At 70.2% G+C, this 12,289-nt stretch carries 14 protein-coding genes; 2 read left to right on the forward strand and 12 right to left on the reverse strand.

Annotated elements, in window-relative coordinates; all coding sequences use genetic code 11:
* Positions 1-10: 10 nt before the first annotated feature.
* A complete protein-coding gene (locus ACFYXM_RS16695) occupies positions 11-982 on the forward strand; it encodes a DUF389 domain-containing protein (protein ID WP_389289953.1) in 972 nt (323 codons plus the stop codon).
* A gap of 142 nt (positions 983-1,124) precedes the next feature.
* Here the strand turns inward: ACFYXM_RS16695 and glmM are convergent, their stop codons facing one another.
* From glmM to ACFYXM_RS16715, 4 genes are all read right to left on the reverse strand, one after another.
* Positions 1,125-2,483 (reverse strand): phosphoglucosamine mutase, encoded by a 1,359-nt coding sequence (gene glmM, locus ACFYXM_RS16700; RefSeq protein WP_389289954.1) that lies wholly within the window; start codon positions 2,481-2,483, stop codon positions 1,125-1,127.
* 303 nt (positions 2,484-2,786) lie between these two features.
* Positions 2,787-3,305, reverse strand: coding sequence for a 30S ribosomal protein S9 (rpsI, locus tag ACFYXM_RS16705; RefSeq protein ID WP_389289956.1), 519 nt, complete (start codon positions 3,303-3,305; stop codon positions 2,787-2,789).
* Between the two features lie 44 nt (positions 3,306-3,349).
* On the reverse strand, positions 3,350-3,793 hold the full coding sequence (rplM, locus tag ACFYXM_RS16710) for a 50S ribosomal protein L13 (protein WP_073786810.1): 444 nt from the start codon (positions 3,791-3,793) through the stop codon (positions 3,350-3,352).
* Between the two features lie 259 nt (positions 3,794-4,052).
* Positions 4,053-5,672 (reverse strand): ABC-F family ATP-binding cassette domain-containing protein, encoded by a 1,620-nt coding sequence (locus ACFYXM_RS16715; RefSeq protein WP_389289958.1) that lies wholly within the window; start codon positions 5,670-5,672, stop codon positions 4,053-4,055.
* Between the two features lie 90 nt (positions 5,673-5,762).
* Here ACFYXM_RS16715 and ACFYXM_RS16720 point away from each other — a divergent pair, with 90 nt between their 5' ends.
* Entirely contained in the window at positions 5,763-6,617 is an 855-nt protein-coding gene (locus tag ACFYXM_RS16720) for a hypothetical protein (RefSeq protein WP_389289959.1), read from the forward strand.
* Positions 6,618-6,683: 66 nt separating this feature from the next.
* Here the strand turns inward: ACFYXM_RS16720 and truA are convergent, their stop codons facing one another.
* The 8 genes from truA to map all read right to left on the reverse strand — a co-directional run bounded on the left by truA (position 6,684) and on the right by map (position 12,116).
* Positions 6,684-7,574 carry a tRNA pseudouridine(38-40) synthase TruA gene (truA, locus tag ACFYXM_RS16725; RefSeq protein ID WP_389289961.1) on the reverse strand — a complete coding sequence of 297 codons (891 nt, stop codon included), beginning with the start codon at positions 7,572-7,574 and terminating at the stop codon, positions 6,684-6,686.
* Between the two features lie 135 nt (positions 7,575-7,709).
* Positions 7,710-8,210 carry a 50S ribosomal protein L17 gene (gene rplQ, locus ACFYXM_RS16730; protein WP_389289962.1) on the reverse strand — a complete coding sequence of 167 codons (501 nt, stop codon included), beginning with the start codon at positions 8,208-8,210 and terminating at the stop codon, positions 7,710-7,712.
* A gap of 167 nt (positions 8,211-8,377) precedes the next feature.
* Positions 8,378-9,400 carry a DNA-directed RNA polymerase subunit alpha gene (locus ACFYXM_RS16735; RefSeq protein ID WP_326767231.1) on the reverse strand — a complete coding sequence of 341 codons (1,023 nt, stop codon included), beginning with the start codon at positions 9,398-9,400 and terminating at the stop codon, positions 8,378-8,380.
* A 124-nt stretch (positions 9,401-9,524) separates the two neighbouring features.
* Positions 9,525-9,929 carry a 30S ribosomal protein S11 gene (rpsK, locus tag ACFYXM_RS16740; RefSeq protein WP_125496499.1) on the reverse strand — a complete coding sequence of 135 codons (405 nt, stop codon included), beginning with the start codon at positions 9,927-9,929 and terminating at the stop codon, positions 9,525-9,527.
* A 104-nt stretch (positions 9,930-10,033) separates the two neighbouring features.
* The gene (rpsM, locus tag ACFYXM_RS16745) at positions 10,034-10,414 is read right to left on the reverse strand and encodes a 30S ribosomal protein S13 (RefSeq protein ID WP_073786802.1); all 381 of its coding nucleotides are present in this window, start codon (positions 10,412-10,414) and stop codon (positions 10,034-10,036) included.
* A gap of 194 nt (positions 10,415-10,608) precedes the next feature.
* Positions 10,609-10,722, reverse strand: coding sequence for a 50S ribosomal protein L36 (gene rpmJ / locus ACFYXM_RS16750; protein WP_003956441.1), 114 nt, complete (start codon positions 10,720-10,722; stop codon positions 10,609-10,611).
* 60 nt (positions 10,723-10,782) lie between these two features.
* A complete protein-coding gene (gene infA / locus ACFYXM_RS16755; protein ID WP_003956442.1) occupies positions 10,783-11,004 on the reverse strand; it encodes a translation initiation factor IF-1 in 222 nt (73 codons plus the stop codon).
* A gap of 275 nt (positions 11,005-11,279) precedes the next feature.
* A complete protein-coding gene (gene map / locus ACFYXM_RS16760; RefSeq protein ID WP_389289964.1) occupies positions 11,280-12,116 on the reverse strand; it encodes a type I methionyl aminopeptidase in 837 nt (278 codons plus the stop codon).
* Positions 12,117-12,289 lie beyond the last annotated feature (173 nt).

Here is a 12,289-nt window from a genome sequence, read left to right on the forward strand (position 1 = left end):
AGCCCGTCGCGTGCTGCATCTGCGCCTGATCGTCCCGGCCGACCGTACGGACGAGGTGGTGCGCCTGGTGGAGGGCACCGCCGGTACGGCACACCTGGTGGTGGTGCCCGGGGCGGCCCGTGACCCTGCCGGTGACATGGTGCTGTGCGACGTGGCGCGCGAGGCGGGCGACGACCTGATCGGCGCGCTGCGCGGGCTCGGGATCGACGAGCAGGGGTCGATCAGCCTGGAGAACCTCGACCTCACGCTCTCGGCGCACGCCGACCGGGCGGAGCAGGAGGCGCCGGGCGAGGGCGCGGACGCGGTGCTGTGGGAGGAGCTGACGGAGGCGACCCACGAGGAGTCCACGTTCAGCGTGACGTACGTGGCGTTCCTCGCGGTCGCGACGATGCTCGCGGCCTGCGGTGTGATGCTCGACAACGCGATCCTGATCGTGGGCGCGATGGCGGTCGGCCCGGAGTTCGGGCCGCTGGCCGGGATCTCCACGGCCCTGGTGCAGCGCGCCCCGCGGCTCGCGCTGCGTTCGCTGTACGCGCTGATCGGCGGCTTCGCCGTCGCGATGGTGCTGACCGCCGGGTTCGTCTGGCTGATGGACGCCCTCGGGCTGTTCACCTACGCGATGATCGAGGCGGACCGGCCCAACACCTCGTTCATCTGGAAGCCGGATCCGTTGTCGTTCGTGGTGGCGTTCCTGGCCGGGATCGCCGGGACGCTCTCGCTCACGTCGGCGAAGTCCGGGGCGCTGATCGGGGTCGCCATCTCCGTGACGACGGTACCGGCCGCCGCCAACGCGGCGGCGGCGTTCAGCTACGGCGACTACACCCAGATGTCGGGCTCGGTGGCCCAGCTGCTGGCGAACCTCGGCGGGATCGTGGTCGCGGGAACCCTGACGCTGCTGGTCCAGAAGGCCCTGTGGGCGGCCCACCGCCGCCGGGCGGGCCGCAGGGCCCGCCCGTCCGGCGGCCGAGAGCCTGTCGGGTGACCTTCGACCGGAAAGCGGACAGGGCGTGCCGCCCGGCCAGAGGTCACCCGACAGGCTCTGAGGGCTGTCGCGGCGGCCGGCCGCCCGCACCTCGGCGGACCGTGCCGCCTGCGGCCGAACGGCGGCACTTTGAAGACACGGCCTATCCGAGCGCCGACTTCACCACGTCGGCCAGCCGCTCGGCGACCGCCCGTGCCTGCTCGATGTCGGCCGCCTCGACCATGACCCGTACCAGCGGCTCGGTGCCCGACTGGCGCAGCAGTACGCGACCGGTGGAGCCCAGCTCGCGCTCGGCCTCGGCCACGGCCTCGGCGATCTCCGGGGCGGTGTCCACCCGGGACTTGTCCACATCGGGAACGTTGATCAGCAGCTGCGGCAGCCGCTGCATCACGCCCGCCAGGTCGGCCAGCGCGCGGCCGGTCGCGGCGACCCGGGCCGCCAGCAGCAGGCCGGTCAGCGTGCCGTCGCCCGTCGTCGCGTGGTCCAGGACGATGACATGGCCGGACTGCTCGCCGCCCAGGGTGTACCCCTCGGCCTTCATCGACTCCAGCACGTACCGGTCGCCGACGGCGGTCTGGACGAGTTCGATGCCCTCCCGCTCCATGGCCATCTTGAAGCCGAGGTTGGACATGACCGTGCCGACCACGGTGTCCTTGCGCAGCTTCCCGGCCTCGCGCAGGGCGAGGGCGAGCACGGCCAGGATCTGGTCGCCGTCGACCTCCTCGCCCGCGCCGTCCACGGCCAGGCAGCGGTCGGCGTCGCCGTCGTGCGCGATGCCGAAGTCGGCGCCGTGCTCGACGACGGCGGCCTTCAGCAGGTCCAGGTGGGTGGATCCGCAGCCGTCGTTGATGTTCAGGCCGTCCGGGTCGGCGCCGATCGTGATCACCTCGGCGCCGGCCCGCGCGAAGGCCTCGGGAGAGACCCGGGCGGCGGCGCCGTGCGCCTCGTCGAGCACGACCTTCAGCCCGTCGAGGCGGTTCGGAAGGACGCCGACGAGGTGGTTCACGTAACGGTCGAAGCCCTCGGTGTAGTCGGTGACCCGGCCCACTCCGGCACCCGTCGGACGCGTCCACGGCTCACCGCTGCGGTGCTGCTCGTAGACCGTCTCGATCCGGTCCTCCAGCTCGTCGGCGAGCTTGTGACCGCCGCGGGCGAAGAACTTGATGCCGTTGTCCGGCATGGCGTTGTGGCTGGCCGAGAGCATCACGCCGAGGTCGGCGCCGAGCGCGCCGGTCAGGTGCGCCACCGCGGGGGTCGGCAGCACCCCGACCCGCAGCACGTCCACGCCCGCGCTGGCGAGCCCGGCGACGACGGCGGCCTCCAGGAACTCCCCGGACGCACGCGGGTCACGCCCCACCACCGCGGTCGGCCGATGCCCCTCGAAGGTGCCCGCCTCGGCGAGCACATGCGCCGCAGCGACCGACAGTCCGAGCGCGAGCTCGGCCGTCAGGTCCGCGTTGGCGACACCGCGCACACCGTCCGTGCCGAAGAGTCGTCCCACTGGTGTCCTCCGAAGATGCTTCGAAACCGCACAACAAACCAAGACAAACCAAAGCAAAGCAATACAGCCGCCCCCTGTGCACCACACGGTGCGGGACGCCGAGCACCACCCGGGGCCGGCATCCGGAGCACCGCGCAGAAACGGCACACGGAGCACACGGGCCGCAACAGCACCACACCCGTGCGCTTAAAAGCGTATGAACGCCTTATGCCGTTATACGCCCAGGGGTGCCCATAGACGAACGCCCCGGCCAGCACGAGGCGTGCCGCCGGGGCGAACGTGTAAAGCAGGCGAGCAGGCGGATTAGCGCTTGCTGTACTGCGGCGCCTTGCGGGCCTTCTTGAGACCGGCCTTCTTGCGCTCGACCGCACGGTCGTCGCGGGAGAGGAAGCCGGCCTTCTTCAGCGTCGGGCGGTTGTTGTCGATGTCCGCCTCGTTCAGCGCACGGGCCACGCCGAGGCGCAGGGCACCGGCCTGACCCGAGACGCCGCCGCCCGAGATGCGGGCGATGACGTCGTAGCGGTTGTCGAGCTCGAGCACCTTGAAGGGCTCGTTGACTTCCTGCTGGTGCACCTTGTTGGGGAAGTAGTCCTCAAGGGTGCGACCGTTGATCTTCCACTTGCCGGTGCCCGGAACGATCCGGACGCGGGCAATGGCGTTCTTCCGACGGCCGAGGCCGGCGGCGGGCTGCGGCTCGCCGAAGCGGGACGCCAGCGACTCGCTGGTGTACTCGCCCTCGACGGGAACCTCCGACTCGAAGGTGGTCACCTCGGCGAAAACCTCTTCGCCCTCGACCGGGTTCTCAACAGTGGTCTCGGCCACGATTCTCCTCAGATCTTTCTCTTGGTCTTAGGGGGAGGCCGGAACTACTGCGCGACCTGGCTGATCTCGTACGGGACCGGCTGCTGAGCAGCATGCGGGTGCTGGTCGCCCGCGTAGACCTTGAGCTTCGAGAGAACCTGTCGGCCCAGGCTGTTCTTGGGGATCATGCCCTTGATGGCCTTCTCGACGGCCTTCTCGGGGTTCTTGGCGAGCAGCTCGTCGTAACGGACGGAGCGGAGACCGCCCGGGAACCCGGAGTGGCGGTACGCCATCTTCTGGGTCTTCTTGTTGCCGGACAGGTGGACCTTGTCGGCGTTGATGATGATGACGAAGTCGCCCATGTCCATGTGGGGGGCGTAGATCGCCTTGTGCTTGCCGCGGAGGAGATTCGCGGCCGTGGTGGCCAGACGGCCCAGGACGACGTCCTGGGCGTCGATGACGTGCCACTGGCGCGTCACATCTCCGGGCTTGGGGCTGTACGTACGCACGGTCGTAGCCTTCGCTTCTTCAGTGAGTGGGTCCTGACAAGGCCACCCGGCCGATCACACCAGCCCTGGCGGCTCCACGGGGACGCAACCCGAGTGCCTGCCGCTGGTCATCGGCCCGGTGGACCGGCGTAAGGGCCCCTCGCGTGAGAACGACCAAGCCAATACGCATAACAAAGCAGCAGACTACCGTCGCCCCTTGCACGGGTCAAAATCGCCCCCGGCCCCACGCCCACCGGGAAGCCCGCGGGCCGCGCCCGGCTCACCGCGCCCGCTCGACCCTCCGCTCGTCCCAGACCGGCTCCTTCGACTCCCGTACGACACCGTCCGAGCCGAACACCAGATACCGGTCGAAGGACTTCGCGAACCACCGGTCGTGCGTGACGGCCAGTACCGTCCCCTCGTACGCCTCCAGGCCGTCCTGCAGGGCCTCGGCCGATTCCAGGTCGAGGTTGTCCGTCGGCTCGTCCAGCAGCAGCGCGGTCGTCCCGGCCAGCTCCAGCAGCAGGATCTGGAACCGGGCCTGCTGCCCGCCGGACAGCTTCTCGAACGGCTGGTCGCCCTGCCGCTCCAGCTCATAGCGGCGCAGCACCGACATCGCCCCGCCCCGGTCCTTGGCGTGCTCCTTCCACAGGATCTCGACGAGCGTGTGCCCCAGCAGCTCCGGGTGGGCGTGCGTCTGCGCGAAGTGCCCCGGCACCACCCGGGCCCCCAGCTTCCACGTCCCCGTGTGCGCCACCGGCTCGCCCGCGAGCAGCCGCAGGAAGTGCGACTTCCCGGAGCCGTTCGAGCCGAGGACGGCGACCCGTTCCCCGTAGAAGATCTCCAGGTCGAACGGCTTCATCAGCCCGGTGAGCTCCAGCCCCTCGCAGGTCACCGCCCGCACGCCGGTCCGCCCGCCGCGCAGCCGCATCCTGATGTCCTGCTTGCGCGGCGGTTCCGGCGGGGGCCCCGCTTCCTCGTACTTCCGCAGCCGGGTCTTCGCCGCCTGATAGCGGGAGGCCATCTCGTCGCTGCGTGCCGCGTACTGCTGCATGTCCAGCACCAGCCGCTTCAGCTGCGCGCGCTTCTCGTCCCAGCGTCGTCGCAGCTCCTCGAACCGCTCGAACCGCTCGGCGCGGGCCTGGTGGTACGTGTCGAAGCCGCCGCCGTGCACCCACACGTCGCTGCCCGCGGGGCTCGGCTCCACGCTGACGATCTTCTCGGCGGCACGGGACAGCAGCTCCCGGTCGTGGGAGACGAAGAGGACCGTCTTGCGGGTCTCCTTCAGCTTCTCCTCCAGCCACCGCTTGCCGGGGACGTCGAGGTAGTTGTCCGGCTCGTCGAGCAGCAGCACCTCGTCCGGCCCGCGCAGCAGCGCCTCCAGCACCAGCCGCTTCTGCTCCCCGCCGGACAGCGTGCGCACCTCGCGCCACTGCGCCTTCTCGTACGGGATGCCGAGCGCGGCCGTGGTGCACATGTCCCACACCGTCTCGGCCTCGTAGCCGCGCGCCTCCGCCCAGTCGCTCAGGGCCTGCGCGTACGCCATCTGCGCGGCCTCGTCGTCGACAGTGAGGATCAGCTCCTCGGCCCGGTCCACGGCCAGCGCGGCCTCCCGGATACGGGGCTGGGCCACGGAGACCAGCAGGTCCCGGACCGTGCGCTCGTCGCGGACCGACCCCACGAACTGCGGCATCACCCCGAGGCCGCCGCTCACCGAGACCGAGCCGCCGTGCGGCTGGAGCTCCCCGGAGAGCAGCTTCAGCAGCGTGGTCTTCCCGGCGCCGTTGGCGCCGACCAGGGCGACCACGGCCCCGTCCGCCACCCGGAACGAGGCATCACCGAGCAGCACCCGCCCGTCCGGTAGGTAGTACTCCAGGTGGCCCGCTTCGAGATGTCCCATGGGCAGCATTGTCACCGTCGCGCGATACCGGCCCAAACGGATTACCTTCCGCGCCGCCGCACCAGGACGAGCGGCACTAGGATGCGCCGCATGAGCTATGGGCAAGGGGGGCCCTCGTGGGGGCCCGGAGGCGCACCGACTCCGGACTGGGCAGCGCTCGCCGACGCGTCCGCGGCGCGGGGTCGCCGCAAGAAGTGGCTGCTGATCGGCGGCGGGGTGCTCGCCACCGCCGCGGTGGGCGCCATCGTGGCCACCGCGGTCGTCACGGCAGGCAAGGGCGACAACGGCACGAGCGCCGGCAAGAACGCCGGTCATCTCCCCGAACCGGCCGACCTGCCCGACGAGACCGCCGGCCCGGAGCCGTCCTTCTCCTCGGTGGCCCCGCCGCCCCCGCCGGACCCCAAGGACTACATATCCGACGCCAGGAAGGACAAGGCGCCGATCACCGTCGACGCGTTCTTCCCCGGCAGGAAGCTGACGATGGGCGACCGCGTCTACGTCAAGGGCGCGACCCACCGCACGGAGAACTGCGCCGCCGCCACCAAGAGCGGACTGGGCCAGGTCCTCACCGCCAACGGCTGCGAGCAGGTCGTCCGGGCCACCTACGCCAAGGACGGCGTCGCCGTCACCGTCGGCATCGCCGTCTTCCCCACCGAAGCCCGTGCCCGGCGGGCGGCCCAGCAGTCCACCGGCGGCATCGCCGCGCTCGGCGGCGCCGGCGTACCGGCCTTCTGCCCGGCCGGATCGGTCTGCCGCCGTACCGCCAACTCCTACGGCCGCTACGCCTACTTCTCCATCAGCGGCTTCACCGACGGCAAGAACGTCACCGCGGACGACAAGAACGTCTACGCCACCGGCAACGACCTGACGAACTTCACGTTCCGTCAGATCCACCACCGCGGCAAGCTCCAGGCATCCGCTGCCGCCACCGCCCAGACCGGCTGACGGGCCGTCCGGGGCCGCGGACCGATCCGCGGCCCCCGATCCACTCCCCCGGCGTCCGGTGGGCGCTCAGCAGCAGCCCTCGTCGTCCCGGCCGCCACCGGCACCGATGCCGTCCGACCCGGGCAGCGTGCGCACATTGCGCGCCTGCTCGGCCCGGGCTGCCAGCAACTCGTCGGCCGGGTAGGCGACTTCCTCCAGCGTCAGGCCGTGCGGGCGCACCACGTGCACCCCCGGGTTCCGTACCCGCGCCGCCAGCACCCGGGCGGGCCACTGGGGCTCGCGGCGCCCGTCCCCGACGAACAGCGCCGCGCCGATCAGCGCCCGCACCATGTTGTGGCAGAACGCGTCGGCCTGCACGGTCGCCGTCAGGATGCCCGACGCCCCGTCCCGCACCCAGCTCAGCTTCTGGAGCGTGCGGATGGTCGTGGCGCCGTCGCGTTTCTTGCAGTACGCCGCGAAGTCGTGCTCGCCGGTCATCCGCGCCGCCGCCTCGTTCATGGCGTCGACGTCCAACGGCCGGTCGTGCCACAGGACATGACCGCGCAACAGCGGATCCACGCCGCCGGGACGGTCGCAGACCCGGTACGCGTAACGACGCCAGAGCGCCGAGAAGCGGGCGTTGAACCCGGTCGGGGCCTCGGCGATCCGCCAGATCCGCACATCGGGCGCCATCCGTCCGGCCATCCGCCGCAGCAGCTTGTCGCCGTGCTCGGCCCACACCTCGTCCGGCAGGTCCACATGGGCGACCTGCCCCCGCGCGTGCACCCCCGCGTCCGTGCGTCCGGCCACGGTCAGGTCGTACGTCCGCGCCGAACGGGTCACGGTCCGCAGCGCGTCCTCGATCTCGCCCTGCACGGTCCGCCGCCCGGTCTGCTTCGCCCAGCCGGAGAAGTCCTTGCCGTCGTACGCCAGGTCCAGCCGCAGCCGTACGGACCCGGGCTCCACCTCGTCAGCCACCGTCACTCACCCACAGATCTCTTTCTGCCCGTGCCTGCCTACGGAACGGGCCCGCACCGCCCCGAAGGGTGATGCGGGCCCGTCCAGCGGTCTCGGAACGCTCGGGCGTCCTCGGACTCAGGCAGTCGCCAGGACTCAGGCGTCCTTGGACTCCGCCTCGGCGGCCTCGGCCGGCTCGGCGTCCTCGACGGCCTCGGCGGCGTCCTTCTTCAGGGCGTCCTCCTTGACCGCGCGCTTCGTGGCGGCCTCGGCCTCACCGGTGGCCTGCTGGGCCACGGTCAGCGCCTCGACCAGCTCGATCACGGCCATCGGGGCGTTGTCGCCACGACGGTTGCCGATCTTGGTGATGCGGGTGTAACCACCGGGGCGGTTCTCGTACCGCGGGGCGATCTCGGTGAAGAGCGTGTGGACGACGCCCTTGTCCGTGATCGACTGCAGCACCAGGCGACGGTTGTGGATGTCGCCCTTCTTCGCCTTGGTGATGAAGCGCTCGGCGACCGGACGCAGGCGGCGGGCCTTGGCCTCGGTCGTCGTGATGCGGCCGTGCTCGAACAGCGACTTCGCGAGGTTGTTCAGAAGCAGCTTCTCGTGCGCGGCGCTGCCGCCCAGACGGGCACCCTTGGCGGGCTTCGGCATGGTTCTTCTCCTTGTGTGCTGCACCGGCCGTGTCAGGTACCGGTGTCAGTTCCCGCGCGGCGGACGCCACGCGGGAGATCCAGGTCGGGCCCGTCCCGCAGGGAGGACAAGGCCCGAACCCCGGTCCGGGGCGCCCGGGATTCCCGGGCGCCCCGGCCGGAGGCGGTTCAGTACTGCTCGGTCTCCGCGAAACCGGCGTCCGCGTCGTCGTCGGCGCCGAAGGCGTCGGCAGCGGCGGTCGGGTCGAATCCGGGCGGGCTGTCCTTGAGCGCCAGGCCCATGCCGGCCAGCTTCGCCTTGACCTCGTCGATCGACTTCGCACCGAAGTTGCGGATGTCGAGCAGGTCGGCCTCGGAACGGGCCACCAGCTCGCCCACCGAGTGGATGCCCTCGCGCTTGAGGCAGTTGTACGAGCGGACCGTGAGCTCCAGCTCCTCGATCGGCAGCGCCAGATCGGCGGCGAGCGCGGCGTCCGTCGGGGACGGGCCCATGTCGATGCCCTCGGCGTCGATGTTGAGCTCGCGCGCCAGACCGAACAGCTCGACCAGGGTCTTGCCCGCCGACGCCATGGCGTCACGCGGCCGCATGGCCTGCTTGGTCTCGACGTCGACGATCAGCTTGTCGAAGTCGGTGCGCTGCTCGACACGGGTCGCCTCGACCTTGTAGGTGACCTTGAGCACCGGCGAGTAGATGGAGTCGACCGGGATACGGCCGATCTCCTGGCCCGCCTGCTTGTTCTGGACGGCGGAGACGTAGCCGCGACCGCGTTCGACGGTCAGCTCCATCTCCAGCTTGCCCTTGCCGTTCAGGGTGGCCAGGACCAGGTCCGGGTTGTGCACCTCGACACCGGCCGGCGGGGCGATGTCCGCGGCGGTGACCAGGCCGGGGCCCTGCTTGCGCAGGTACATCACGACCGGCTCGTCGTGCTCCGAGGAGACGACCAGCTGCTTGATGTTGAGGATGAGGTCGGTCACGTCCTCCTTGACGCCCGGCACGGTGGTGAACTCGTGCAGGACACCGTCGATCCGGATGCTGGTGACGGCGGCACCGGGGATCGAGGAGAGGAGCGTGCGGCGGAGGGAGTTGCCGAGGGTGTAGCCGAAGCCCGGCTCCAGCGGCTCGATCACGAACCGGGAGCGGAACTCGTCAACGACCTCTTCGGTCAGCGACGGACGCTGAGCGATAAGCATTGTTGTGTTCCTTCAGTCGTGGGCGCCCACTATTTGACGCCCCCAGGTACTGACAAGGGTACGGGCGGTACGCCCCGAAGAGGGGCCGTACCGCCCGGACCCGCGGTGCTTTACCGCGCAGGAGTCAGACGCGGCGGCGCTTGGGCGGCCGGCATCCGTTGTGCGGGGTGGGGGTGACGTCCTGGATCGAGCCGACCTCCAGGCCGGTGGCCTGGAGCGAACGGATCGCGGTCTCGCGGCCGGAGCCCGGACCCTTCACGAAGACGTCGACCTTGCGCATGCCGTGCTCCTGCGCGCGGCGGGCGGCCGACTCGGCGGCCATCTGCGCGGCGAAGGGCGTGGACTTGCGCGAGCCCTTGAAGCCGACGTGGCCGGCCGAGGCCCAGGAGATCACGTTGCCCGAGGGGTCCGTGATCGAGACGATCGTGTTGTTGAACGTGCTCTTGATGTGCGCGTGGCCGTGAGCGACGTTCTTCTTTTCCTTGCGACGCACCTTCTTGGTTGCGCCCTGACGTCCCTTGGGGGGCATGTCTTGACTCCAGATGGAGAGGGGAGGTGATCGGTCCTACAGCGAAGACCGCTGGTTGCTGCGGGTTCCGGTGGCCCGGACAGCCGCAGTGCGTCCGCTGAGGACTACTTCTTGCCCGGCTTCTTCTTACCGGCGATCGCGCGACGCGGGCCCTTGCGGGTACGAGCGTTCGTGCTGGTGCGCTGGCCGTGGACCGGCAGGCCGCGGCGGTGACGCAGACCCTGGTAGCAGCCGATCTCGACCTTGCGGCGGATGTCGGCCTGGATCTCGCGGCGGAGGTCACCCTCGGTGCGGAGGTTGGCGTCCACGTACTCGCGGATCTTGATCAGGTCCTCTTCGGCCAGGTCGCGAACGCGGGTGTTCGGGTTCACGTCGGTGGCGGCGAGGATCTCCTTGGACCGGGTGCGCCCGATGCCGAAGACGTAGGTGAGGGCGACCTCCACGCGCTTTTCGCGCGGGATGTCAACACCTGAAACGCGTGCCATGAAATGGCTCCAGTTGTCGTGTCGGGGGTCTTCCGCAGAGCCGCTCCCGACCGCCGACCCCTCGTCCGAGAGGTGGTACGTCCGGGTCCCCGGCCCCCGCCGGAGGTGCCGTCAGCCGAAGCTTGGACGGACTCTGCGTATGTACGTTGTTGCGTGCGTCGCGCGAAGTGCTGCGAGATGCAGGTGGTCGTGCGTCAGCCCTGGCGCTGCTTGTGGCGCAGGTTGTCGCAGATGACCATGACCCGGCCGTGGCGGCGGATCACCTTGCACTTGTCGCAGATCTTCTTGACGCTCGGCTTGACCTTCATGGGATGTCAGGTTCTCCGGGTCAGTGCCATCACCGCGACGGAGCGCGGCGCGGGCAAGATCTACTTGTAGCGGTAGACGATCCGGCCACGCGTCAGGTCGTACGGAGAGAGCTCCACGACGACCCGGTCATCCGGGAGGATCCGGATGTAGTGCATCCGCATCTTGCCGCTGATGTGCGCGAGGACCTTGTGACCGTTCTGGAGCTCCACCTTGAACATGGCGTTCGGGAGGGACTCGATCACGGTGCCCTCAATTTCGATGGCACCTTGCTTCTTGGCCACGCTTCGCCCTTCGAATCGGCTACCTTGATCGGCTTCCGGCATCGGATGTGGACATGTGGACACACGGATGCACGAGAGCCGACGCGTCAGTCTACGTCAGCCGACCCCAAAAGACGAATCCGTCAAGTTTGCCCGGCGGAGTAGATCCTTAGACCTCCACAAGGGGGTCGAATCGCCCCGCCCGCCCGGAGGCCCCCGCGCGGGCGGGGCTCCGGCCGTACGGCACCGTATCGGCCGATGGGGTCTCCCCTGGTCCTCAAGACCTCGGGGAAGGGTCAGCCGAGGGGGTCCGGCGCCGCCTCGATGCCGTACTGGGCGAGCTTCGCCCGCCCGCAGTCGGGGGCGGTCAGGACCAGCGGGCCCTGCTCGGTCAGGGCGATCGAGTGCTCCCAGTGCGAGGACCAGGTGCCGTCCGTCGTGATCACGGTCCAGTCGTCCTGGAGCACCTCGGTCTTCGCCGTACCGAGCGAGACCATCGGCTCGATCGCCAGGCAGACGCCGGGCACCAGCCGGATGCCCTTGCCGCGCCCCCGCGAGACGTAGTTCAGCAGGTGCGGGTCCATGTGCATCTCGGTACCGATGCCGTGGCCGCCGTAGTCCTCGATGATCCCGTACTTGCCGGTCGCCGGACGGGGCTGGCGGCGGATGTAGGACTCGATCGCCTTCGAGATGTCGACAAGGCGGTTGTTCACCTTCATCGCGGCGATACCGGCCCACATGGACTCCTCGGTCACCCGAGAGAGCTCGACCACCTCCGGTGCGTGACCGGTGCCCACGAACGCGGTGTACGCGGCGTCGCCGTGCCAGCCGTCGACGATGGCGCCGGCGTCGATGGAGATGATGTCGCCGTCCTTGAGGACGGTCTTGTCGTCCGGGATGCCGTGGACGACGACCTCGTTGACCGACGTGCAGATCGTCGCGGGGAAACCGCCGTACCCCAGGAAGTTCGACTTCGCACCGTGGTCGGCGATGACCTTGCGGGCAACCCGGTCCAGGTCCGCCGTCGTGGCGCCGGGAACCGCCGCCTCCCGGGTGGCCGCGTGAATGGCAGCGACCACCAGGCCCGCCTCACGCATCTTGGCGATCTGCTCGGGGGTCTTGATCTGCACCATGGTGCGGCGCCTCTCTGCATCGAAGGGTGACGGGTGCGGCGTACTCAACGATACGGCGCACGCAGTCGGGGGGGGGGGGCGCGGCGGCCGCCGCCGCCGGGGAGGGGTGGGGGCAGGGGCCCCCCCCCCCCGGGGGGGCGGGCGGGGCGGCCCCCCCCCCCGGCGGCCCGCCG

Source organism: Streptomyces sp. NPDC002476 (assembly GCF_042889785.1).
Lineage (GTDB): Bacteria > Actinomycetota > Actinomycetes > Streptomycetales > Streptomycetaceae > Streptomyces.